29 protein-coding genes are annotated in these 24546 nt (G+C 43.0%); 28 read left to right on the plus strand and 1 reads right to left on the minus strand.

Features of this window, described 5'->3' with window-relative positions; translation table 11 throughout:
* Window positions 1-12: 12 nt before the first annotated feature.
* On the plus strand, window positions 13-567 hold the full coding sequence (locus MHH58_RS06370) for an ECF transporter S component (RefSeq protein WP_115884321.1): 555 nt from the start codon (window positions 13-15) through the stop codon (window positions 565-567).
* Between the two features lie 304 nt (window positions 568-871).
* Here the strand turns inward: MHH58_RS06370 and MHH58_RS06375 are convergent, their stop codons facing one another.
* Window positions 872-1126, minus strand: a complete 255-nt coding sequence (locus tag MHH58_RS06375) for a ferredoxin (RefSeq protein ID WP_115884320.1) — start codon at window positions 1124-1126, stop codon at window positions 872-874.
* A 179-nt stretch (window positions 1127-1305) separates the two neighbouring features.
* Here MHH58_RS06375 and MHH58_RS06380 point away from each other — a divergent pair, with 179 nt between their 5' ends.
* The 27 genes from MHH58_RS06380 to MHH58_RS06510 all read left to right on the plus strand — a co-directional run bounded on the left by MHH58_RS06380 (window position 1306) and on the right by MHH58_RS06510 (window position 24534).
* A complete protein-coding gene (locus MHH58_RS06380) occupies window positions 1306-2349 on the plus strand; it encodes a LysM peptidoglycan-binding domain-containing protein (protein ID WP_341345372.1) in 1044 nt (347 codons plus the stop codon).
* Between the two features lie 18 nt (window positions 2350-2367).
* Window positions 2368-3021: a (d)CMP kinase gene (gene cmk / locus MHH58_RS06385; RefSeq protein ID WP_135096817.1), complete on the plus strand. Its 654-nt coding sequence runs from the start codon at window positions 2368-2370 to the stop codon at window positions 3019-3021.
* Window positions 3022-3603, plus strand: a complete 582-nt coding sequence (locus MHH58_RS06390) for a lysophospholipid acyltransferase family protein (protein WP_135096819.1) — start codon at window positions 3022-3024, stop codon at window positions 3601-3603.
* A 69-nt stretch (window positions 3604-3672) separates the two neighbouring features.
* Window positions 3673-4923 carry a 30S ribosomal protein S1 gene (rpsA, locus tag MHH58_RS06395; protein ID WP_341345373.1) on the plus strand — a complete coding sequence of 417 codons (1251 nt, stop codon included), beginning with the start codon at window positions 3673-3675 and terminating at the stop codon, window positions 4921-4923.
* A gap of 91 nt (window positions 4924-5014) precedes the next feature.
* A complete protein-coding gene (gene der / locus MHH58_RS06400) occupies window positions 5015-6328 on the plus strand; it encodes a ribosome biogenesis GTPase Der (protein ID WP_115884315.1) in 1314 nt (437 codons plus the stop codon).
* 16 nt (window positions 6329-6344) lie between these two features.
* Window positions 6345-7397: an NAD(P)H-dependent glycerol-3-phosphate dehydrogenase gene (locus tag MHH58_RS06405; protein ID WP_135096823.1), complete on the plus strand. Its 1053-nt coding sequence runs from the start codon at window positions 6345-6347 to the stop codon at window positions 7395-7397.
* Between the two features lie 14 nt (window positions 7398-7411).
* The gene (locus tag MHH58_RS06410) at window positions 7412-7618 is read left to right on the plus strand and encodes a DUF2768 family protein (RefSeq protein ID WP_194194244.1); all 207 of its coding nucleotides are present in this window, start codon (window positions 7412-7414) and stop codon (window positions 7616-7618) included.
* Complete coding sequence (locus tag MHH58_RS06415) at window positions 7611-8330, plus strand: hypothetical protein (RefSeq protein ID WP_135096825.1); 720 nt, start codon at window positions 7611-7613, stop codon at window positions 8328-8330. The genes MHH58_RS06410 and MHH58_RS06415 overlap by 8 nt, the downstream gene beginning before the upstream one ends.
* 116 nt (window positions 8331-8446) lie before the next feature.
* Window positions 8447-8719, plus strand: a complete 273-nt coding sequence (locus MHH58_RS06420; RefSeq protein ID WP_115884312.1) for an HU family DNA-binding protein — start codon at window positions 8447-8449, stop codon at window positions 8717-8719.
* Between the two features lie 58 nt (window positions 8720-8777).
* Window positions 8778-9284: a hypothetical protein gene (locus MHH58_RS06425; protein WP_135096827.1), complete on the plus strand. Its 507-nt coding sequence runs from the start codon at window positions 8778-8780 to the stop codon at window positions 9282-9284.
* The gene (locus tag MHH58_RS06430; RefSeq protein WP_341345374.1) at window positions 9284-9988 is read left to right on the plus strand and encodes a demethylmenaquinone methyltransferase; all 705 of its coding nucleotides are present in this window, start codon (window positions 9284-9286) and stop codon (window positions 9986-9988) included. Before MHH58_RS06425 ends, MHH58_RS06430 begins: the two co-directional genes overlap by 1 nt.
* The gene (locus tag MHH58_RS06435; protein ID WP_135096831.1) at window positions 9985-10938 is read left to right on the plus strand and encodes a polyprenyl synthetase family protein; all 954 of its coding nucleotides are present in this window, start codon (window positions 9985-9987) and stop codon (window positions 10936-10938) included. Before MHH58_RS06430 ends, MHH58_RS06435 begins: the two co-directional genes overlap by 4 nt.
* 65 nt (window positions 10939-11003) lie before the next feature.
* Complete coding sequence (gene ndk / locus MHH58_RS06440) at window positions 11004-11450, plus strand: nucleoside-diphosphate kinase (protein ID WP_115884308.1); 447 nt, start codon at window positions 11004-11006, stop codon at window positions 11448-11450.
* Window positions 11451-11529: 79 nt separating this feature from the next.
* On the plus strand, window positions 11530-12696 hold the full coding sequence (aroC, locus tag MHH58_RS06445) for a chorismate synthase (protein ID WP_341345375.1): 1167 nt from the start codon (window positions 11530-11532) through the stop codon (window positions 12694-12696).
* A 1-nt stretch (window position 12697) separates the two neighbouring features.
* A complete protein-coding gene (locus tag MHH58_RS06450) occupies window positions 12698-13744 on the plus strand; it encodes a 3-dehydroquinate synthase (RefSeq protein WP_341345376.1) in 1047 nt (348 codons plus the stop codon).
* A complete protein-coding gene (aroA, locus tag MHH58_RS06455) occupies window positions 13741-15030 on the plus strand; it encodes a 3-phosphoshikimate 1-carboxyvinyltransferase (protein ID WP_341345377.1) in 1290 nt (429 codons plus the stop codon). The genes MHH58_RS06450 and aroA overlap by 4 nt, the downstream gene beginning before the upstream one ends.
* 1 nt (window position 15031) lies before the next feature.
* The gene (locus tag MHH58_RS06460) at window positions 15032-16303 is read left to right on the plus strand and encodes a tetratricopeptide repeat protein (RefSeq protein ID WP_341345378.1); all 1272 of its coding nucleotides are present in this window, start codon (window positions 15032-15034) and stop codon (window positions 16301-16303) included.
* Window positions 16284-16760 carry a YpiB family protein gene (locus tag MHH58_RS06465; RefSeq protein ID WP_115884303.1) on the plus strand — a complete coding sequence of 159 codons (477 nt, stop codon included), beginning with the start codon at window positions 16284-16286 and terminating at the stop codon, window positions 16758-16760. Before MHH58_RS06460 ends, MHH58_RS06465 begins: the two co-directional genes overlap by 20 nt.
* Window positions 16761-16765: 5 nt before the next feature.
* A complete protein-coding gene (locus MHH58_RS06470; RefSeq protein ID WP_135096841.1) occupies window positions 16766-17194 on the plus strand; it encodes a DUF2487 family protein in 429 nt (142 codons plus the stop codon).
* A gap of 145 nt (window positions 17195-17339) precedes the next feature.
* Window positions 17340-17840 carry a QcrA and Rieske domain-containing protein gene (locus MHH58_RS06475; protein ID WP_115884301.1) on the plus strand — a complete coding sequence of 167 codons (501 nt, stop codon included), beginning with the start codon at window positions 17340-17342 and terminating at the stop codon, window positions 17838-17840.
* Window positions 17841-17851: 11 nt separating this feature from the next.
* Window positions 17852-18526: a menaquinol-cytochrome c reductase cytochrome b subunit gene (gene qcrB, locus MHH58_RS06480; protein WP_026858063.1), complete on the plus strand. Its 675-nt coding sequence runs from the start codon at window positions 17852-17854 to the stop codon at window positions 18524-18526.
* Window positions 18527-18541: 15 nt separating this feature from the next.
* Window positions 18542-19342 (plus strand): menaquinol-cytochrome c reductase cytochrome b/c subunit, encoded by an 801-nt coding sequence (locus MHH58_RS06485; protein ID WP_115884300.1) that lies wholly within the window; start codon window positions 18542-18544, stop codon window positions 19340-19342.
* 72 nt (window positions 19343-19414) lie between these two features.
* Window positions 19415-19969 (plus strand): DUF1405 domain-containing protein, encoded by a 555-nt coding sequence (locus tag MHH58_RS06490; RefSeq protein WP_341345379.1) that lies wholly within the window; start codon window positions 19415-19417, stop codon window positions 19967-19969.
* A gap of 55 nt (window positions 19970-20024) precedes the next feature.
* Window positions 20025-20723, plus strand: a complete 699-nt coding sequence (locus tag MHH58_RS06495) for a zinc metallopeptidase (RefSeq protein WP_341345380.1) — start codon at window positions 20025-20027, stop codon at window positions 20721-20723.
* Between the two features lie 539 nt (window positions 20724-21262).
* Complete coding sequence (bshA, locus tag MHH58_RS06500) at window positions 21263-22426, plus strand: N-acetyl-alpha-D-glucosaminyl L-malate synthase BshA (RefSeq protein ID WP_341345381.1); 1164 nt, start codon at window positions 21263-21265, stop codon at window positions 22424-22426.
* On the plus strand, window positions 22404-23624 hold the full coding sequence (locus tag MHH58_RS06505; protein WP_341345382.1) for a CCA tRNA nucleotidyltransferase: 1221 nt from the start codon (window positions 22404-22406) through the stop codon (window positions 23622-23624). The genes bshA and MHH58_RS06505 overlap by 23 nt, the downstream gene beginning before the upstream one ends.
* The gene (locus MHH58_RS06510) at window positions 23578-24534 is read left to right on the plus strand and encodes a biotin--[acetyl-CoA-carboxylase] ligase (protein WP_341345383.1); all 957 of its coding nucleotides are present in this window, start codon (window positions 23578-23580) and stop codon (window positions 24532-24534) included. Before MHH58_RS06505 ends, MHH58_RS06510 begins: the two co-directional genes overlap by 47 nt.
* The last annotated feature ends 12 nt before the right edge of the window (window positions 24535-24546 follow it).

Raw genomic sequence — 24546 nt, forward strand, 5'->3', positions numbered from 1 at the left:
GGAATGAGCCATTTGGACAGACAGCGACTTCGGAAAATTATTTACATCAGTATATTAAGTGCACTCGCCTTCATTCTGATGCTGATTCAATTTCCGCTGCCTTTTCTGCCGCCATTCTTAATGCTCGATTTATCCGACATACCGGCCTTTATCGGTTTTATATTGTTCGGAGGCATCGGCGGATCATTAATCATCATTATGAAAATAGTGCTGTACAGCATTTTAATGGCAAGTGAGCCAATCGGACCGATAGCAAATCTGCTCGCTGCATTTTCATTTTTGCTGCCTGTATACTTTTTCTATTACAAGCGAAAAACAGCGAAAAGCCTGATTGCAGGCTTTATAGCGGGGACTGTCGTGCTGACGCTGGCCCTTGCGGTACTCAACTACTTCGTACTGCTGCCGGCATACGGTCTGATCGTCGACCAGACAGATATTTTCAATAACCTCCGTACGGTAATTACAGCGGGAATTATTCCGTTTAACATTGTTAAAGGTATTATTTTAAGTCTGATCTGTTATGTAATTTATAAAAAGGCGGTTCCTGTTCTGATGAACAGACAGTAAATGAAAGTCATCCGGATATCCGGGTGACTTTTTATTTGGAGGAGTATTTAGCTGGTTAAGGTGTTGGCTTTGGTTTACAACGGGAGAATGGTGTTGTTGTTCGAAGCAGTCCGGTTTACAACGGCCTAACGGTGTTGTCATTCGAGGACGTTCGGTTCACAACGGCGAAGTGATGTTGTTATCCGAGGACGTCCGGTTTACAACGGCGGCCGCGCGATGCTATTCGGAGGCGCTCAATCCGTAAATTCTTTCCAGACAAAAAAAGAACGGAATCCATGATCCCGTTCTTGATATTTAAATCAATTTATTCATATTTTAATGGATCGCCGTCGAATGGTGCATCCTCAACTTTAATCGAGTCTGTCGGGCAGCCATCGAATGCGTCTTCCATGTCTTCAAGCAGGTCCTCAGGCACAGCCGTAACGCCTTTATTATCATCTAAAATGACGTAAGCAATGCCGTCGTCATCGTAATCATATATATCTGGTGCTGCAGCACCACATGCACCGCATGCGATACAAGTATCTTGATCAACAATTGTGTACTTTTTTGCGCACATATATTTCACCTCTTAACGTTTACGATTAGTTCATAACTAATACTAAGAGAAAATCAAAAATTTATCAATGAACAAAAATCGAATTTGTTAACAATCCACCGTAAGTATGATTACTCTTTAAATGTCCATACAAACAATATATAATTAAACCAAGAATGCAGTTACTAGGAGAATGCGCTATGAAAGATGATTTTTACAAAGATATTAACCATAAGCGTGCACAGGATGAGAAGTCTGGTAAAACAAGTGCAGGTAACAAAAAGTCTGAAGAACGAGAACACAAAACTTTAAGCCGCAGTGCGCGTCATAAAACTAAAGATGCTACTGATAGTAAACAGCCGGAGAAAAAAGCTCCGAAAAAACAGCAGCCGAAAGATAATAATTTTACAGATAAGCTGAAAGGGTACTTCAGCCGGGAAAATGCCGAAAAAGGCAAGGCGCTGTTTGCAGGAAAGTTATCCTCATATAAACAGCGCATTAACAATGAAATTAAAATTTCCAAAGAAAAACTCGGCGGCATCGGTGCTGCAAAAGCAGCTGATAAAAAACCCGAACAAAAGAAAGATGGCGGACAGAAACGCATGCTTCCCTGGGTACTTGCCATACTCGTTTTAATTCCTATTACAGTCTTATTGGCATTTTTAATATTTTCGAATTTCTGGCCGTCATTGAACGATGAAATGCAGGTGGCCGATGAAAACACTTCAGAAGAAACCGCAGACGATGAAGAGACAGAAGAAGAACAGGCTTTTAACGAGGAACTTGAAGCCCAGAAAGCAGAACACGAAAGACGGCTGGCTGAAAACCGCAATGAAGATTTAACTGCAAAAAATATTGAAACAAATTACTCTCAGGAAGAACTTCAAGAACTTGAAGAAGCTGCACTCAGCGCAATCCGCGGCAAGGAAGACGGTTCCGAGGAAGAGAATCAGTCAGCTGAGGAAGAGTCGGAAGAAAACTCAGAAACTGATTCGGACGCAGAAACCGCAGATAACAGTACAGAAAACGAAACGGAAGAAAATACAGAAACAGATACAGACTCCGACTCAGATGAAACAGAAAACGCCAATGCTTCTCACGTCGTCACATCCGAAGATAACTTATACCGTATTGCTATTCAGTACTACGGCGAGGGCAGCGCAGAAAATGTACAGCGCATCATGGAAGCAAACGGCGTTACTCCGGATAATCTGACCGTTGGACAGGAACTTATAATACCGTAAATGAAAGTAGGCCATTAAATGTCACACATCAGCATCGCAATTGACGGGCCGGCTGCTGCCGGCAAGAGTACTATTGCAAAACGCGTCGCAAAAAAATTAGGATTTTTATATATCGATACCGGTGCAATGTACCGCGCAGTTACTTTGTATGTGCTTGAACACGGCGATGATATTATTAAAGATATCGCTTCGCACATTCACATTACATTCGGCATCAACGACGAAGTATACTTAAATGATAAAGATGTCTCAAAAGAAATCCGCTCGCCGGAAGTTACAAATAACGTCAGCCGTGTTGCAGCAGCCGGCGAGGTCAGAACATATCTCGTTGACATGCAGCGTGAAATAAGCAGAACGAGCAGTGTTGTAATGGACGGCAGGGATATCGGCACGACTGTGCTGCCAGATGCGGACTTGAAAGTTTTTATGATGGCTTCTCCAGAAGTCAGAGCAGAGCGCAGGCTGCTCGAAGAGACTGCACGAGGCAACAACATAGATTTAGCCACACTGACTGCGGAAATCATCCGCCGCGATGAAATTGACAGCACGAGAGAAATTTCACCGCTCGTTCAGGCTCATGACGCAGTCCTTCTCGATACGAGTCAGCTGTCGATTGAAGAAGCTGAAGCAAAGATAATTCAGCTGGCGGAAGATAAACTGGAGGTACAGTAAATGATATATGAAAGTGCGAAGTTTTTAGTTAAATGCTATTACAAATTAAGATTTAAAATAACGGTAATTGGCGAAGACAGAGTACCGTCATCGGGGCCGGTTATGCTAGTCTCAAATCATATTTCGGATTTCGATCCGCCGCTGATCGGTCTCGCTCTGGAACGCCAGCTGTCATTCTTTGCAAAATCGGAATTATTCGAACTGCCGGTCATCGGTAAAATATTCCCGAGCCTGAACGCGATTCCCGTATCCCGCGGGAAGAGTGACAGAGCTGCTCTGAAAACTTCTATTAATGCGTTAAAAGAAGACCGCTGTCTGTTAATATTTCCGGAAGGCAGCCGCAATAAAGAAGATGTTAAAAAATTACAGCCTCTTCAGCAGGGGGCGAGCTTTATCGCCAGCAAATCAGAAGCACCGATTGTCCCTGTAATTATTAAAGGCGAGTATAATCGAAAAAAAGGTGTTACAATAGTATTTGGTAAACCGATTGATACGAAAGAGTTTTTAGAGGCAGGCAATACACGCAAAGATTTAACGCTTAAATTAGAGGAAAATCTTAACAATTTACTATTTTCTGAATAATCACTTGACAAAAGACACGAATTGTAAGAAGTTATTTATATACACTGTATAGTAATTGGAGGCAAGCACATGGCGACAGAAGACATTAAGAACGAAGAATCAAACATTGAAGAAACAGAAGTAAACGATGCACCTGACAACAGCGAAGATTTACAGAATGAAACTGAAACGGCTGACAACAGTCCGTTTGCAGTTGGAGACACGGTAACAGGTACAATCTTTAACATCGAAGACAAGTTTGTAAAAGTTCAAGTGGATGATTCTGACTACGAAGGCATAATTCCAATCAGTCAGCTTACAAACAAACGCATCGAGCACCCGAATGACATTATTGCACTTGATGATTCAATCACTGCAGTAGTTATCAAAGTGGAAGATGATGCTAAAAACATCATCATTTCAATCCGCAAGCTCGATGAACAAAAAGCATACGAAGATTTAAAACAGAAACAGGATGCTGATGCAACGCTAGAAGGTACTGTTGTAGAAGCAGTTAAGGCCGGTCTTGTACTAGACGTCGGCGTGAGAGGATTTATCCCCGCATCACTTCTTTCTGATGAATATATTGAAGACCTTGAACAGTTCAACGGTCAGACTCTGGAAGTTAAAGTCGAAGATATCGATCAGGAGAAAAACAGAGTAATTCTTAACCGCAAACGCATCGTTGAAGGTGAGAAATCAAAACAGCGCCAGGAAGAACTTCAAAACCTGGAGATCGGCAGCATTATCGAAGGTGAAGTTGTACGCACGACTTCTTTTGGTGCATTCATTAATATCGGCAGTGCAGACGGTCTTGCACACATTTCAGAACTGAGCTACAGCCGTGTTAACAGCGTCGAAGACGCAGTTGAAATCGGACAAAAAGTTAAGGTGAAAGTTCTTGATGTTAATCCTGAAGAGGAACGCATCAGCCTTTCTGTGAAACAGGCCGGCGAATCACCATTCAATAAGTTTATCGATGCTCACAGCACAGGCGATGTGCTCACGGGAACTGTTAAACGTCTCGTTGACTTCGGTGCTTTCGTTGAAGTAGAACCTGGCGTTGAAGGACTGGTTCACATTTCAGAAATTGCACATGAACATGTAAATGTACCTGGCGATGTACTGAAAGAAGACCAGGAAATTGAAGTGAAAATCATCGGCTTAGACAAAGATAACGAAAAGATTTCACTGTCAATCAAGGCTCTGGAATCTGCTCCGCCAAAATCAAAACAGCCTAAGCGCGAAGAAAACACACGCGTTTACACTGATGATACTGAAGACGATGCACCTACTTTAGGTGACGTGTTCGGCGATCGTTTTAAAAACTTAGACTTATAATATTAGAACTCATTAATGAATAAAGAGCGATGATACTATCGCTCTTTATTTTATTTGTGTTAAAATATATGTGCATACAGGGAGGGTAACAATGTATAAACCAACAGTAGCAGTAGTAGGTCGGCCGAATGTCGGCAAGTCCACACTTTTTAACAGAATTATCGGGGAAAGAAAGGCAATTGTCGAAGATTCTCCGGGCGTTACAAGAGACAGATTGTACGCCGAAGGTGACTGGTTAAATTATACTTTTAATTTAATTGATACCGGCGGTATTGAAATTAAAGATGAGCCGTTTCAGCAGCAGATTAAAATGCAGGCGGAAATCGCGATTCTTGAAGCAGATGTTATTTTAATGATTGTGAACGGCAGAGACGGTGTGACGAGCGATGATTTATTCGTTGCGAGAATTTTACAGAAGTCAAAAAAACCCGTCGTTCTTGCTGTAAACAAAATTGATAACTATGAAATGCGCAGTGAAATATACGAGTTTTACCAGCTTGGGCTCGGAGAACCCTGGCCGGTATCCGGATCACACGGTCTCGGACTCGGAGATGCGCTCGACGAAGTCGTCCAGCACTTTAAAAATCTGGAAACAGAAGTCGAAGAAGATCCGTCGATTAAAGTATCTTTAATCGGCCGTCCGAATGTTGGTAAATCCAGCCTGGTCAACGCTATTCTCGGCGAGGAGCGCGTTATCGTTTCCGATATAGCAGGCACGACGCGCGATGCGGTCGATACAGCGTATACTTTTGAAGATGAACCGTACACTTTAATCGACACAGCGGGTATGAGAAAGCGCGGTAAAGTATATGAAGCAACCGAAAAATATTCAGTGCTCCGTGCAACCCGGGCGATTGAACGTTCCGATGTTGTTCTCGTCGTGCTGAACGGTGAGGAAGGCATCCGCGAACAGGATAAAAGAATTGCAGGTCTTGCACACGAAGCGGGCCGAGCGATTATAATTGTCGTCAACAAATGGGATGCAGTCGAAAAAGATGAAAAGACAATGCGCAAATTTGAACTGGAAATCAGATCGAACTTCCAGTATCTGGACTACGCACCGATTACTTTCGTCTCTGCTATGACTAAAGTCCGTCTTAAAACTTTGTTCCCGCTTATTCAACAGGCGTACGCATCAAGTCATATGCGCGTAAAGTCGAGTACACTGAACGAAGTACTTGTAGACAGTGTCAGCATGAATCCAACGCCGACAGACTCAACAGGCCGCCGTTTGAGCATCTATTACGGTACGCAGGTGAGCGTCGGCCCGCCGACCTTCGTCCTGTTCGTGAACGACGTGGAGCTGATGCATTTCAGCTACAGGCGGTATATAGAAAATCAGCTGCGAAAAGCCTTTGATTTCACCGGCACGCCGATTCACATTATCAGCCGTAAACGAAATTAGAAAGTAGGGTATCAATATGAACATCTCAGTCATTGGAACAGGTAGTTTTGGTACAAGCCTCTCGATGGTCTTAAATGACAATAATAATCGAGTAATGATGTACGGGAGAAATCAAGATACTGTCCAGGAAATAAATGAAAGACACACCAACAGCCGATATTTAAAAGATATCAAGCTGTCTGAAACTATTACAGCAACAGCATCACTAAAAGAAGCTGCAGCACATGCTGAACTTTTAGTGCTTGCGGTACCCGTGAATGCGATGCGTTCAGTCGCGTCCGACTTAAACGGATACCTCGAAGAATTAAATAAACAGGTTCTTGTAGTACATGTAGCAAAAGGACTTGAATTAAATACCTACAAACGCGTTTCGGAAGTCCTCGAAGAAGTATTCGATGAAGCACGTGTCTCTGATATTTGTGTGCTCAGCGGACCGAGCCATGCAGAAGAAGTTGCTCTGAAGCAGCCGACAACTGTCAGCACAGCATCTCTTTCAGAAGAGGGTGCTGAAATTATTCAGGATGTCTTTATGACGGATTATTTCAGAGTATACGTTAATAACGATATGGTCGGAGTGGAAATCGGAGGAGCGCTGAAAAATATAGTTGCTCTCGCTGTCGGTGCACTGGCAGGTTACGGTTTCGGCGATAATCCTAAAGCTGCGGTTATTACACGCGGACTCCATGAAATCGCCCGTCTCGGTACGAAACTCGGGGCAAATCCGCTGACCTTCCTCGGCCTGGCAGGAATGGGAGATCTGATTGTTACAGCGACCAGCCAGCACTCGAGAAACTACCGCTGCGGCCAGATGCTTGCAGGCGGATTAACTCTTAAAGAAGCGACAGAACAAATGGGCATGGTGGTCGAAGGCGTCAATACGACCAGAGCCGCTTATGAGCTTTCTGAACAGCACGATGTTGAGATGCCGATTACGAAAGTTCTGTACGGTTACTTATTTAACGGCATCAGCGAAGATGAAGCATTCACTGCACTGATGAAGCGTGAAAAAACTTCGGAATCAGAAGGTTTGAAACAATTACTGGAGAGTCAAATAAAAAATAGTAAATAGTTAGAGGTAAATATATGTTTGATATTTCAAGAATGGACTTAATGTGGGTGTCATTTGTGTCAATCGGCTTTATGGCACTTGCGGCGGTCTTAATATATCTGGCAAGATTTGTTATTACTATTCGTTTTGTCAGCGTTATCGTTTCTTTAGTGGCGTGGGTGCTCTTAATACTCGCTTTTCTCCTGATGATTTTAGTTATCGGAGGATCCACACATGCGTAAACTGACTTATATTTTAACTGCAGCACTGGCGCTCTTCGTATTAACCGGGTGCATGTATCCGGACGACGAGCGCGCAGGAAGCAATATTCCGCCTGAAACCGATATAGACAACGTGCAGAGCGCAGTCGAAAACTTCAGGGAAAAGGAAGGCGGTATCCTGCCGATTAAAACGACTGAGGATTCTGCGGAGTATTTAAAATACCCGGTTGAATTTACCAGAATTGTACCTGAGTACTTAAGTGAGATTCCGGTAACAGCGTACGAAAACGGCGGGAACTTTCAATATGTTATACTCGATGCAGAAGATAATCCGACGGTAAAAATTGCGGATCTTGCCATTATCGAAGAGCTGCGTTCGCTGAGCCTCCGCATTAACGGTATGGGCGAGCACGTCGAACTCGGAGAACAGATTGGTCCGAACGTTTATCAGCTTGACCTGGAACATTACAATCTCGCTGAGAATCCGACTGTCACCAGCCCTTATACTGGACGCGAGCTGAATGTCTATTACAGCGGCGGTGAGGAATTTGTCGTCGATTACAGAGATGATCTGAATCTGATGATTGAAAACGAAGGACTCGAATTTGAAACGGGCGAGGATATCCGTGAAGTTCTTTATGAGCTTACCCCGATAGTGCCGATATATGCGCCTGAAATGACAGTTGACGAGAATAACGAAGCCATATTTATGACGAGTGTGCATAAAAGTTAATTTATGCCCTTTTTTTAAAGTAAAAAACGTTTAAATCCGTTGCAGTCCCTACGGCCGTATGGTAAAGTCAAAACATAATGATAAAATCATTATACAGATTATAGGAGGTCTATCAGATGAATAAGACAGATTTAATCAACGCTGTCAGCGACAAAGCTGACCTTACAAAAAAAGAAGCAGGAGCTGCAGTAGACGCAGTTTTTGAATCAATTCAATCTTCACTGCAAAACGGTGAAAAAGTACAGTTAATCGGATTCGGCAACTTTGAAGTACGTGACCGTGCTGCAAGAAAAGGCCGCAACCCGCAGTCTGGTGAAGAAATCGAAATTCCAGCATCTAAAGTACCTGCATTTAAAGCTGGTAAAGCACTTAAAGACGCAGTTAAATAATTTATCTACTAGGCCTAACATTGAAACGTTAGGTCTATTCATTTATAAGGTGATATTTATGAAATACTCAGCCCCGGAAACCTATAACGATTCGACACTTCAGGAATTGATTGAAAAACTGGATCAAAATGAAATTACTGAATTTTTTTCAGATAATAAAAATATAATTCATAAAAGACACATTTCTGATGCGGTTCTTTTATTTACATATGCTTTAAATCAGCTCGACAGAATACCATCTGCCGACAAGCGCGAACAGCATGTTCTGACAGGGGACTATTATTTCAGCGAGTTCTATTCGGCACTTGCACGCCACGGAGAAATGCAGGTTGTTCACGATATGGTTGAAATCTCGAAAAATCTGGCTTCTAAAAAATCCAGACAGTACGAACACGGGCTTGAACTTTCCGACAGCGAATTAAAGTACCTGCTATTTGCACCGCTTTTGTATTTAATAGATAATGGGTATGTGAAGTCTGACCTCGATGACGTACTCGGCTGTTTTATTAAAAACATGAACCGTTCGGAGCTGGCATACATAATAAATACAAAAGGTGAAAGCTAATGCAAACAGAAAATAGAATTCAGACAATCTTCAATTCCATTTCGGATGATTACGATCACATGAACGATATCATAAGCTTTAATCAGCATACGATATGGCGCAACCGGACGAACAAGGAAATCTTTGTGAAACCGGGCCATCAGGTGCTCGACCTGTGCTGCGGCACAGGAGACTGGACAATCCAGCTTGCCGAAGAAAATAAAGACGCTGATATTACCGGACTCGATTTCAGCGAGAACATGCTGAAAGTCGCAGACAAAAAAACTGCTGATCTTAAAAATATTACACTGGTGCAGGGCGACGCTACGGATCTTCTCTATGGGGATGATTCATTTGATATTATTACAATCGGTTTCGGCCTCCGCAACCTGCCTGATTATGAAGGTGCAGTCGAAGAGTTTTACCGCGTGCTGAAACCGGGCGGCCAGCTTGTGATTCTCGAAACTTCCAATCCTGAAAACAGCCTGATTAATTTCGGTTTTAATATTTATTTCGGTAAAATCATGCCGTTTCTCGGCCAGAAAATTGCCGGCAGTGGACAGGAATATACCTGGCTGTATGAATCGACGAGCAGCTTTTTAACAAAAGCTGAGTTGAAAATGATGATGCACCGCTCAGGGTATATAAATATCAAAGTAATCCCTCATACATTTGGTACTGCAGCAACTCATATCGGCTACAAACCGCTAGAGGCTGCAATGTGAAATCTTTAAAAAAATTCATGGCGGGAGAACTGACCCGTGTTAAAAAAATTGTTAAAGAGGAACTGAAACCAAATGGCACGATAGTTAACGATAAGAGTTTCGAGCTGTTTAACTCTGGGGGAAAGAAACTTCGTCCCATGTTTACGATACTTGCCGGTAAACTGGGAGGAGAAGAACATTATAATGATGTACTGAAAACAAGTGCGAGCCTCGAACTGCTGCATATGGCGACACTGGTCCATGATGATATTATCGATGACAGTGAGCTCCGCCGGGGCAAACCGACTGTATTTTATGAAGAAGGCTATTTTCAGGCAGTTAATACCGGCAACTATTTGCTTTCTTCTGCCCTGCAGATAGTCAGTAAAATAAACAATCCTGCCTTCCATGCAGTCTATTCTTCGGGCATCAGGGAAATTGTGAAGGGGGAGCTCGTCCAGTTTGATACGCAGTTTGATGCCGCTCAGACACTGGATGATTATTTCAAAAAAATCTACCGCAAGACTGCGCTGCTGATTGTTCTCAGTATTGAACTCGGCGCACATGCGGCGAAACTGGACGCTGAGCTGATGGAGAAACTCCGGACTTACGGCTATCATATCGGCATGAGCTTCCAGATTATCGATGACTGCCTCGATTTTACCGGCAGTACGAAAACGCTCGGCAAACCGAATTACTCGGATATTAAAAACGGGCATTATACGCTGCCTGTACTGCTTTTGAGAGACTCGGATTCCGAGTTTAAATCGATGCTCGAACAGTTTTCTCTGACAAAGGAAAATCCGGGCGCCTTGATTGACTATATATTAAAAAGTGATGCAGTGGACCGGGCACTTGCTGTCAGCACGGAACATCTCGAACTTGCCGAGGTTGAAATCAGCAATATCGATGAGCCAGTCAGACATTATCTGACGGAAATTGCCGGTATGTTGAAAAACAGGCGAAATTAGTTTGTAAACACACTGTATATAATGATAAAATGATATTCGAAAACACATTTAAGGAGCTTACTATAATGGAAAAAACATTTCTTATGATTAAACCTGATGGTGTCCAAAGAAATCTTATCGGACCTATCGTTGAAAGATTAGAAAACAAAGGTTTCAAAGTTGTCGGTGCTAAATTAATGCAAGTCTCTGAAGATCTTGCTAAAACTCACTACGGTGAGCACAGCGAAAGACCTTTCTTCGGCGAGCTTGTAGACTTCATCACTTCAGGCCCAGTTTTCGCAATGGTTCTTGAAGGTGAAAATGTTATTAAAACTGCACGTCTAGTTGTTGGTTCTACAAACCCTCAGGAAGCTGCTCCTGGAACAATCCGCGGAGATTTCGGTTTAACTGTCGGTAAAAACATTATTCACGGATCAGATTCACCTGAAAGTGCTGAAAGAGAAATTAACTTATTCTTCGACGAATCTGAAGTATTAGATTACGACCTATCTAATAGCGCTTGGATTTACTAAAACTTGCAACCAGGCTGGGTAATAACATTACTCAGTCTTTTTTTCATATATATAAATAATTCAGATAGAGGTGCTTACAATGAGATTTTTAACTTCAGGAGAATCACACGGCCCGAAAGTCAACGCCATTGTCGAAGGATTCCCTTCAAACCTTCCTGTTAACAAAGAACGCATGCAGGAGGAGCTGTTTAAACGCCAGGGCGGATACGGGCGCGGACGCCGTATGCAGATTGAAAAAGATACGTTCGAATTCGGTTCAGGCATCCGCCACGGCAAAACACTCGGCAGTCCGATTATGATGGAAGTCAATAACGATGATTTTAAACATTGGGTCAATATTATGGGAGCCGAGCCGATTACAGAAGAAGAAGAAGCGGAAATGAAACGCATTATTACGAAACCGCGTCCGGGACATGCAGATCTCGTCGGTGGAATGAAGTACAATCACCGCGATCTGCGCAATATTCTTGAGCGCTCTTCTGCCCGTGAAACAACTGCACGTGTTGCTGTAGGTGCCCTCTGTAAAGAATTACTGCATGCTCTCGATATAAATATTACTTCCCGCGTGACTAAAATCGGCGAAGTTACAGATGACGGTATATACAATTTCGATGAATTAAGTGATAAATCGGCTGACTCAAGTGTGCGCATGATTTCAGATGAGGCAACAAAACAGGCTGAAGAAACGATTGATGACGCGAAGAAGAGAGGCGATACACTCGGCGGTGTCGTTGAAGTCATCGTTGAAAATCCTCCAGTAGGCTTGGGATCACACGTGCATTACGACCGTAAACTCGATGCGAAAATTGCACGCAGCATCGTCAGTATTAATGCATTTAAAGGTGTCGAGTTCGGCATGGGCTTTAAGATGGCTGAAACTCCGGGTTCAAAAGTGCAGGATGAAATTAAATTCGACTCTGAAGACGGTTTTTACCGCAGTTCGAACAATCTCGGCGGTTTCGAAGGCGGCATGACAACGGGAATGCCGATTGTTGTCCGCGGAGTAATGAAGCCGATACCGACGCTTTACAAACCGCTGATGAGTGTCGATATCGAAACGAAAGAAGCATTTACCGCAACGATTGAACGCAGTGACCCTTGTGCGGTGCCGGCTGCATCTATTGTCGCTGAACATATGGTCGCAATCGAAGTGGCGGAAGCAATTTTAGACAAATTCTCAAGCGATGACTTCGGTGATCTGAAAGCTTCTCTCGAACTATACAACAAACGTTTAAGCGAGTATTAATATGGACATTTCGACGGCCTATAAAGATAATAATTATAAAATCCACGTTGACCGGAATATTTTAAAAAATGTTCTTCAGACTTATACCGAACAATACGAATCTGTATACTATATTATCGATGAGAATATCTATGATATATACAAGGATTCAAAATTATCATTTATAAAATCGCCGCTGGTCGTCACAGGAGGAGAATCGTTTAAATACGTTTCTCCTCTAATGCACACTATGGAAGCACTGCTCGCATCCGGCATCAAGCGGAATTCTCTGCTTGTCGTTATCGGCGGCGGCGCCACGGGGGATGCCGGCGGTTTTATCGCAAGCATTATTCTCCGGGGTGTGGATTATATTCATGTGCCTACGACACTCCTCGCACACGATTCCGCTATCGGCGGCAAGACTGCGATTAACTCCGAACATGGTAAAAACTTAATCGGCGCATTTTACCGCCCCCGGGCAGTCATTTATGATCTTGAATTTCTTGATTCGCTGCTGGAAGATGAAGTGCTGAGCGGTTTCGGAGAAGTTTTCAAGCATGCGATGCTTCACAGTCCCGCACTGCTGGATGAACTTATGGCGGCGACAGAGAACAGTATCGATATTACAACGCTTCCGCTTTATATCATTAAAGGCATCGAAACAAAAATGAAAATTGTTATCGAAGATGAGCACGAATCGGGCAGCCGCAAGTTTTTAAATTTAGGACATACGCTGGCCCATGCTGTGGAATATAAATATAAAATTCCCCACGGCCAGGCAGTTATGCTCGGAATCATTGCAGCGCTTTATATATCTAACGAATTGAACGGCGCCGGTTTTGACCTTGATGCATACATTGCCTATATACGTCGTCACGGCTATCCGGTTCAGCTCCTTAAAGAGATGGATATTGACGAGATGATGCACTTTATGCAGAAAGATAAAAAAAATCACCGCAGTGATTATATAAGCTATGTTGTATTCGAAGATAAAAATACCCCTGCTGTCACGGATATAAAAATCGAAGATTTGAAAAATATGCTGACAGCATTAAAGGAGCGCATATGAAACAATTACTGAATGGAACATTCGAAGGCACTGTAAGAGTCCCCGGCGATAAGTCAATCACACACCGCGCTCTTATGCTCGGTGCACTGAGTGAGGGAACAACTCAGATTTACCGCCCCTTAATCAGCGCGGATACGCTCAGAACTTTTGAAAATATGCGTCAGCTGGGCGCGGAAGTGACCCAGGAAGGCGATGATTTTAAAGTTGTCTCAAAAGGGCATGACCATTTAATATCGCCTGATGCTGTCTTGTATACAGGCAACAGCGGCACAACAACACGGTTGATTACAGGCCTGCTCGCCGGTCTTAATAATATTACTGCATCGGTTGAAGGTGACGAAACAATCGCTAAACGGCCGATGGACCGCGTTGTTATACCGCTGTCGGAAATGGGTGCTGATATTTCTCTGAAAGACGGCAGATATCCGCCGGTAAATATTCATCCGGCAGTATTAAAACCATTGGAGTACGATATGCCGGTTGCATCTGCCCAGGTGAAAAGTGCAATACTTTTTGCCGGACTGTTTACTGACGGGGAGACCGTCGTCCGTGAAACACACCAGTCCCGCAATCATTCAGAAATTATGATGGAGCAGTTCGGTGCGGACATTTCCGTCTCGGGTACAACTGTTAAACTACAGGGCGGCAAAAAGCTCTCAGCCTCGGACGTTACCGTGCCGGGCGATATTTCATCGGCGGCATTTTTAATCGTGCTCGCACTGATTACGAAAGATGCTGATATTACAATTGAAAATGTCTCACTAAACGAAACACGGTCAGGTATTATCGACGTCGTGAAGGCATGCGGCGGCAAGCTTACAATTACCGAACACGATTCTAAAGGTGAGAAGTTCGGAGATATCAGAGTGCAGTATACACCTGATTTAAAACCTTTTCATATCAGCGGCGACATTATTCCGCGTCTGATTGATGAAATTCCGATTCTCGCGGTGCTTGCAGTATTTGCTGACGGTGAGAGCACTGTCCGCGGTGCGGAGGAACTAAGATTTAAAGAAACAGACCGCATTACAGCTGTAATTGCGGAACTGTCAAAATTCGGTGTATCATTTGAAGAGTACGAAGACGGCTTTAAAGTGAAACCGGGATATAAAAAAGTTAAACAGGATGAACTGTTTAAAGGCTATCATGACCACCGTATAATTATGATGCTGATTGTCATGGCGGCAGCAGCGAATACAAGTATTGAAATTGATGACCAGAGCGCAATAGACGTATCGTTCCCTTCGTTTGTTAGTGATCTTGAGGGTTTAAGAAAGGACCGGTAATATGCAGGAAGAAATACTCCGTATAATCGATAAGCTCCGGCAGGGGACTTATCCCGAAGAAGATTTAAATTATATACTAAACAGTTTAGAGCAGTTTCACTCGGATGAATCGCTGGAGGCTTTGTTCTTACTCGGCGATGCGCTGCAGAATGCAGGGCTCGACTATCAGGCAAGACAGGTCTTCCTACATTTAAACGACAATGTTGATCATGACGATTACGTCATCAGCTATCTCGTTGATTCGTATATCAATGAAGCGCGTTTAGACGAGGCGCTCACATTGATTAACAACAGTCCTGAAACACCGACGGTGCTGATGCTGAAATCTGAAATATTCCAGCAGATGAACTTAAATGATGTAGCCGTGCGTCTCTTGTTTGAAGCGAAAACGATGACGGATGATATTATTATAGACTTTGCAATCGCAGAGCTTTATTACACGCTCGGAGACCTTGAAGAAGCAATCCGTTTTTATGAAACAGTGCTGAACGAAGGTCTTGAGGAAGTTAACGGTATCATCATCAGCCTGCGCCTTGCGGATATTAACTTAAATCTTTTAAACTTCGAAGACGCACGAGCATATTTTGACAACGTGCCGGACGAAAGCTACGGAAACGAAGACTTTTATAAAGAAGCTCTCCTCGAGTACAATTTAAAAGAATACGACCGTGCGAAAACTCTGCTTGATAAAGTTATCGATAATGAACCGTACTTTATCAATGCTTACATTCTTCTGATGAACATCTATGAAACTGAGCATAATCTCGATGAGGCCCTGGAAACGCTGCTCCGCTACCTGCGTGAAAATGATAAGAACGCATTGATATACTTCCATATCGGACGTCTTTACTTCAGGCAGAACAAACCGGAGGAAGCTATTGAAAACTTCAGTCTTGCAACATCGCTTGATGAAGACTACGATGACGCCTATCTCATGCTGTTTGAAAGCATTTTGAAAACAGGAGAAACAGAGACTGTGGACGAATACGTGAAACATCTTGATATCAACGCGCTGAGCGGGGAGTCCATTTATCTTCTTGCGAAGATTGAAGCAGAGAATGAAAACGACGAAAAAGCACTTAAGTATTACGAAGATGCGGAAGCACTGATTGGAGAATCAGCAGAATTTTACGCCGATTTCTATTACTATCTGATTGAAATCAATCATCCGAAGAAAAAAGAAGTACTCGAAAAATTAATCAAACTAGAACCCGATAATCTGGAATGGCAGCTGGATTACGAGCGAATAGCAGGTGAGGAAGACGAGTTTTAAAAAAGATTTTATAAATTATTGTCTGTATAATTATGAATTCAAAGACCATACTGCAGTGTGGATTTTAAATTTTATAAAATCCCATCCTCTGATAACGCATAATATTTCGTTTACAAAATCGGGACTCAGCCGCAAGCTCCGTATTGCTGAAAAGAGAACAAACCGGCCGACTTTAATGTTTGAAAAGAACGGCACGGTAACCGCTGACGGCGAGACGATTTTCCATGAGCTCAACCTGAACAAAACCGAAGAGCTGTACGTCGAATTTATCTTCTCAAAAAACGATGTCCGCTACAATCAGGCGAAGACTGAAGAACTGATGAAAAACGATGAAATTCTATTGGAAGATATTAAAGAACTCGAAGTTTTAATCGATGAGGCGCTCGTGTCAAAAGATAAAGAACGCTTTTTCGAACTGACAGATGAACTCCAAAAATTAAATGATAAAAGAGGTTAGTATTTGTGCTTTATAATAATCGCGATTTACGTGTGTTAAAAGATGAAATTGAATTTGTCGATACGGCAATCGTTCCTTTTGCCAAGGTTGATTTTGACGGCGATCTGCTGCATCACGCTAATAATCTGGAACTGGTTCAGCTCGTTACAATCCAACTTGAAAAGCAGCTGAAGGGCCGCCTGATGATTACTCCGGCTTTGACAAATGTAGGCGGGGACAGTTCGGCGCTCGAAACGTACAGAGACCAGCTTACGGGCTACGGTTTTAAACATGTAGTCAGCTTGTCGTTTGATTCCCTCGACATAGAAGGCGTCCATCATATAAAAATTAACAGCATCCCGATCAGCGATATGGATAACGAAATGAAAATTTCAATTATTAACGATGAGGTTAAAACCGTTATCAAACAGATAATCGGAGTGTGGAATCAATAATTAAAAGTATAATTACACATTTCTGTTTATAACATGTGTCAATTATTTGAAAACCGTATTGACCGCCTAGTTTTAATGAGCTAAAATTGAAATGTCCTAGTTATATTATATGTAAAAGTATGTGCGTTTGAGGGGGGAAAGAAAAATGTCGCAAAAAGTAACAAGACGCCAGTTCCTGAACTACTCATTAATGGGTGTAGGGTCGTTCATGGCGGCAGGTATGATTCTGCCAATGGGAAGATTCGCACTCGATCCGCTTTTCCAGGAATCTTCTGCAGGTGACATGATTACTACAAGTGTAAAGATTGATGACATCACAGAGGAACCGGTCAGTGTAGACTTCACATTCGAACAAGAAGATGGTTGGTATGTGAGTGAGGTAACGGATTTCGCTTGGGTTTACCGCGAAGGCGATGAAATCATAGCGTTATCACCTGTGTGTAAACATTTAGGCTGTACGGTTTCATGGGCAAGTGATGCCGCTAACCCGGATAGATTCTTCTGTCCGTGTCACAACGGGCTTTACGAAAAGAACGGTGCTAACGTACCGGGAACACCGCCTCGTGGACCGCTTGATATGTTCGAAGTCGGAGAATCAGACGGCTACCTGACAATTGGTGCTATACACGAGAATGAATTGGTATAGGAGGGAATTAAATGCTAAATCGTATTTATGATTGGATTGATGACAGAATTGACATCACGCCGATCTGGAGAGACGTAGCTGATCACGAAGTGCCAGAGCATGTTAACCCTGCCTACCACTTCTCAGCTTTCGTCTACTGTTTTGGAGGACTGACGTTCTTTATTACAGTAATTCAGATTTTATCTGGAATGTTTTTAACAATGTATTACGTGCCGGACATTATTAATGCCTGGAACTCTGTATACTTCCTGCAGCAGGATGTAGCAGCGGGTGTTATTGTCAGAGGTATGCACCACTGGGGTGCAAGTTTAGTAGTGGTTATGATGTTCTTACATACTCTCAGAGTATTCTTTACAGGTGCTTATAAGTCACCGCGTGAATTAAACTGGGTCGTAGGCGTTCTGTTATTCGCAGTTATGCTTGGTCTGGCTTTCACAGGTTACTTACTGCCATGGGACATGAAAGCATTATTCGCTACTAAAGTAGGCTTGGATATTGCTGAGAGTGTTCCGTTCATCGGAGAATGGATTAAGACACTTCTCGCAGGTGATTCAACTATTATCGGTGCACAGACACTTACAAGGTTCTTTGCCATCCACGTATTCTTCCTGCCTGCTGCACTATTTGTATTAATGGCAATTCACTTTATCTTAATACGTAGACAAGGTATCTCAGGACCACTATAAGGGGAGGGAAAATATATGAAACGCGGTAAAGGTCTCACTTTTGTCGGTGACTCACGAATTCAAAAATATGACAAACCAAAATTAAATCGTGACTATTCAGAATTCCCTGGTCGTACAGAGGAGTTCTGGCCCGATTATCTGCTCAAAGAATGGTTGGTCGGAGCAGTGTTCTTAATCGGATTCCTATGTTTGACGGTCGCTCATCCGGCGCCGCTTGAACGTATGGCAGATCCAACTGATACAGGTTATATTCCATTACCTGACTGGTATTTCCTTTTCCTTTATCAGATTCTTAAATACACATACGCTTCAGGTCCGTTCAACATTGTCGGTGCCATGATTATTCCTGGTATTGCTTTCGGTGCTTTACTTCTTGCACCTTGGCTTGACGGCAAAAAAGAACGCCACTGGAAAAAACGCCCGGTAGCAACAGGAATGATGCTGATTGCAGTTGGTATAATTTTCTATACAACTTGGGAATCGGTAGCTTACCATGATTGGGAACAGCAAAATCAGCAAGGACAGATTGTCTTCTCAAACTTAGATGCTGAAGACCCTGTCTTTAACGATCTGATTCGTACAAACTGTACGAGCTGTCACGGCGGAGAGCTTGCCGGGGGATCGGGTCCTAACCTGATTGAACCGGAACTTGCTCCGGAAATGGTTGAAGCTTTTGTTAGAAACGGTACAGAAGAAATGCCGGCCTTCGAAGGTCAATTAACAGATGATGAAATTACAGCAATTTCTGAGTATGTTGCAGGACTCGAACTGACAACAAAAGATGAAGCAGCGAACACTGAAGAATCAGCAGAATAATAATAATGACCCTTCTGGCAACAGAAGGGTCTTCTTATAGGTGAAATGATGATATATAACTTATATAAACTGATGTTTAACAGACTCTTCCTGGTCTTTCTTTTGATTTGCAACATCGCTGGAACAATATACGGTTATATATGGTACGGCGGCCAGCTGTCTATTACACCGTGGTATTTTTATCCATTCGTTCCTGACAGCCCGACAGCCACTCTGTTTTTATGTATATTAATTGTCTTAATATTATTCAATCAAAAATTTGGCCTGATCGATGCCTTGGCTTTTACTACGCTGATAAAGTATGGGGTATGGGCAGTAATTATGAATATCTGGAACTTTATCGATATGGGTTTTGTGTCTTGGATCGGACTGATGCTTATCGCTTCGCATGCTGCCATGGCGCTGATGGCATTTATGTTCCTGCCTTATATTGAAATTAAACCTTGGCATTTTTACGTTACAGCCGTCTGGCTGTTTCACAACGATGTCATTGATTACGTCTATATGCAGTATCCGAAATACGGCAATCTTCATCCGTATGCACAAGAGATAGGATATCTTGCCTTCTGGCTGACAGTCATTGTCCTCGTGCTATTATATAAGCTTGCGGCTAGACGTAATAATTGACTAAAGTAAAAACAGTTTAGTAAAATAGTGTTATGAATCAGACGGAGGGACTAACTTGTATCTTATAATCTATTTTGTAATTTTAATGATTGTACCAATGCTTGCACAGATGAATGTCAAATCCACCTTTAACAAATACTCCAAAGTACGCTCAACAAGCGGTTTGACAGGACAGCAGGTTGCAGAAGACATCCTCCGGGAAAATGGAATATACGACGTCACCGTTGAACGCGGGCAAGGTGTTCTCACGGACTACTACGACCCGAAAAACAAAAAAGTCGTTCTGTCTCCCGGCAACTTCGACAACCCGAGTGTTGCAGGCACCGCAGTAGCCGCACACGAAGTCGGACACGCAATCCAGCATGCTACCGGCTATAAGTTTTTAAACTTCAGATCAGCATTGTTCCCGCTCGCACAGCTCGGAAGCAACTTCTCGTACTTCCTGATTATTGCAGGTATCATTCTGACAGCGGCACAAAGCGCTGCAGGAGGCGGACTTGGTGAAATACTTCTCTGGTCAGGTATCGGATTAATGGCCTTTGCCGTACTCTTCCAGCTTGTTACACTGCCTGTGGAGTTCGATGCATCGAGACGGGCAATGAACCAGATTGAAGAACTGAACATCGTGAACAGTAAAGAATACCGCCACGCTAAAAAAGTACTGAACGCTGCAGCAATGACCTACGTTGCCGCAACAGCAGTAGCTGTAGCCGAACTGTTACGCTTTATCATGATTGCAAGAAACTCAAATTAATAATTTTTAAAGCAGCTGCAGAATCCTGATTACAGGATGGTGCAGCTTTTTTTGTTGAGTTTAGGGGTCGGTGTTGTACCGGTCATATGAGCTCATGGAGTTTCTGAGCATTTTGGATTTCTATGAAACGAGCTCATGGAGTTTCTGAGTGTCTTGGATTTCCATGAAATGAGCTCATGGAGTTTCTGAGCGTTTTGGGTTTCCATGAAATGAGCTCATGGAGTTTCTGAGCGTTTTGGGTTTCCATGAAATGAGCTCATGGAGTTTCTGAGCATTTTGGGTTTCCATGAAATGAGCTCATGGAGTTTCTGAGCATTTTGGGTTTCCATGAAATGAGCTCATGGAGTTTCTGAACGTTTTGGATTTCTATGAAATGAGCTCATGGAGTTTCCATGCGCCTGATTAATACGCAATTTTTATTAAAACACAGCTTTCCAAACTTATATCATCAATGTAAACAGATTCATTTCCCTTATACTCTCATATTCATTATAATTAATATTGATAAACGATACTATAAGCATTAGAGGTGCATGATTATGAAAATTGGAATTACATGTTATCCAAGTGTCGGCGGCAGCGGTGTTATCGCTACGGAACTTGGCATTCAAATGGCCCGCCGCGGACACGAAGTGCACTTTATTTCATCGAGTGTGCCGTTTAGACTTGAGCATAATTATGATAATATATACACGCATCGGACAGAGGTTAATGACTACAGCGTCTTTAAATATCCGCCGTATGATATTACTTTATCGAGTAAAATATCAGAGATTATCGACCGTTACGAGCTAGATGTTATTCACATGCATTATGCAATTCCGCACGCAGTCTGCGGTATACTTGCGAGACAAATGTCGAAAAAGAAAGATGTCGGTATTGTCACTACGCTGCACGGCACAGATATTACAGTTCTCGGCCACGATATGTCGCTCGTCAGCGCCATAAAATTCGGCATCGACAACTCCGATATCACAACTTCTGTCAGCAGCAGCCTGACGGAGGAGACTTATGAGTTAATACAGCCTGAAAGCGAGATTGAGACTGTTTATAATTTCGTCGATGAATCCCGTTTTAATACCGGCAAGAGAGATAAAATTAAACAAAAACTGAAAGAAAAGCTCAATATTCCAAAGAACTCTAAAGTGCTTATGCACACATCGAATTTCAGGAAAATTAAAAATGCTGATGATATTGTCCGCACTTTTTATGAGACTTCAAAAGAAATCGACTGCCATCTGGTCTTTGTCGGGGATGGTCCCGATATGTACAGTATCAGATCTCTCGTCAGCAGTCTCGGCATTGAGGACCGTGTGCATTTTGCCGGTCAGCAGTCGGATGTGAGTTCATATTACAAATTAAGCGATGCTTTTTTGCTTTTGAGCGCTAAGGAAAGTTTCGGTCTCGCTATGCTTGAAGCAATGTACTGCGGTGCCGTGCCGGTGGGCTCGACAGCTGGCGGCATATCCGAAGTGATCAAACATAAGGAAACAGGTTATGTCGTCGAGGTCGGCGATTATAAGCAGGCAGCAGCCTATCTGATAGAACTGCTCAGCGATGATACATTGTACGAAGAGATGCAGGACAAGATGCTGAAAGATGTTAAAGAACGATTTAACATGGACAGTATCGTTACCGAATACGAAAATCTTTATACCAGACTTTTGGCAGGTGCAGACAATGACGGAACAAAATCTATTTAAAATCGGCGCCAAAATTATAGAGCGCTTGGAAGAAAATAATTATGAGGGCTACTTTGTCGGCGGGGCGGTGCGGGATTATACGCTCGGCCGCGCTGTCAGCGATGTCGATATTACGACGAACGCGCTTCCTGATGAAATCGAAGCTTTATTCGATAAAACAATCGATGTCGGCAAAGAGCACGGCACGATTATTGTCCTGATGGACGGACTTCCGTTTGAAGTGACGACTTACCGTGTCGAAGGCACTTATACCGATCACCGGAGACCGGATAATGTTTTTTTTACTCAGCATCTGAAAGAAGACTTAAGCCGCAGGGATTTCACGATTAACGCGATGGCGATGACTGCTGATATGGACTTGTACGACCCTTATAACGGCTTAAAAGATCTCAAAAGCAGGCTGATCAATACAGTCGGCACTGCTTCAGAACGCTTCGATGAAGACGCACTCCGCATGCTCCGTGCTGTCCGCTTTATGTCGCAGCTTAATTTTAAGCTTACTTCTGAGACAGAAAAAGCCGTTGCAGAACACGCCGGCATGCTCCGCTATATTGCCGTCGAGCGGATTACAGCAGAGCTTCGTAAATTATACCGCGGCATCAATGTTCAAAGTGCAAAAGATGTTATCGCAAAAACAGATATGCTCAGCTATCTCCCATTCTTTCAATATATCGATAAAGAACAGTATATTCAGTCGAGAGCGCTGTCGCTGGAGCAGGAAGCTGTCGTTCATATTTACAGAGACAGCGCTTTGCAGAAACATCTCGGCACGCTGAAACTGGCTAACCGTCAGAAAACAGTGATAAAAGAATCTTTGAAAGCAATCGAAGCGCTAGAGAACGGCATGAATACAAAGCTTTTGGCTTACCGCTATGAAGAGGACATTTTAATTGGTGTAAATGATATAATAAAATTAAACGCATTCGTCAGTGCTGACCTTGAAGTTCATCTTGAGGCAGCCATTGATGCGCGTCCGCAGCTCGCTTTAAAGAACAGGAGCGAACTCGCTGCCGACGGCAATACTCTGATGACCGCTTTAAATGCAAAAGGCGGACCCTGGCTGCGCGAGTGTCTGAATGCAATTGAGGAAGAAGTGCTCCTCGGAAATCTTATCAATAACGAAAAAGAAATAGTTAATTGGGTGAATTTACATGTCAAAAACGAAGACGGAAATATTGTCTTTAATGATGGAAGGTAATTATCTGTCGGGCGCCCGGCTCGCAGAGGAACTGAATGTTTCGCGGACTGCAGTCTGGAAAAATATTCAAAAGCTGAAAAGTGACGGCTATAATATTGAAGCTGTAACAAACAAAGGCTACAGGCTGCTTGAACCGCCGGGCAGAATTAATGAAACACTGCTCGCCGGCACGGTGCAGAAATCCGTTCTCTTTGAAGAACTGATTTTCAAAAAAACCATCGATTCCACGCAGAATCATGCATTCAGGATTTTAGACCGGTATGATGGTAATATAGTAATTGTCAGCGGTCAGCAGACCGCGGGACGCGGCCGCTTTAAACGCGAGTGGCTGTCGCCGGAAGAAACCGGGCTCTATATGTCGCTTGTGCTCCGGCCCAAGGTGACTAACCAGGAAATGATTGTCTTTAATTTATTTATGTCGCTTGCCATCAGCAGCGCAATACGTGAATCGACAGGTTTAAAAAGCGGTATAAAATGGCCGAATGATATTTTTATCAACGATAAAAAAGTGTGCGGATTTTTAACGGAGGTCATCAGTGCGGACAATATCGTAGATACGATTGTCTGCGGGATCGGCATCAATATTAATCCTTCGCCTGTAACCGGTTCTCTCGGGACCGCGACATCGATTGCCGGTGAGCTCGGCAGAGAATTTGATGTCAATCATTTTACCGAGGTGCTGTTTGACAAAATAGAGTATTACTACGATAAGTTTTTACACGCGTCATTCAGTTCGATAAAAGAAGACTGGCTCTGTCAGGCAATCATTTTTAACCGCGAGCTGACAATCACGACTGTCAAAGAAAAATTGAGAGGCAAAGCTCTCGATATTACTGATGAAGGCTACCTGGTCATTTTAGACGGGGACCAGAACATACATAAGGTAATCAGTGCCGATATTGAAATTTAACTTGGTGATATA

Source organism: Jeotgalicoccus sp. FSL K6-3177 (assembly GCF_038050175.1).
Taxonomy (GTDB): Bacteria; Bacillota; Bacilli; order Staphylococcales; family Salinicoccaceae; genus Jeotgalicoccus; species Jeotgalicoccus nanhaiensis.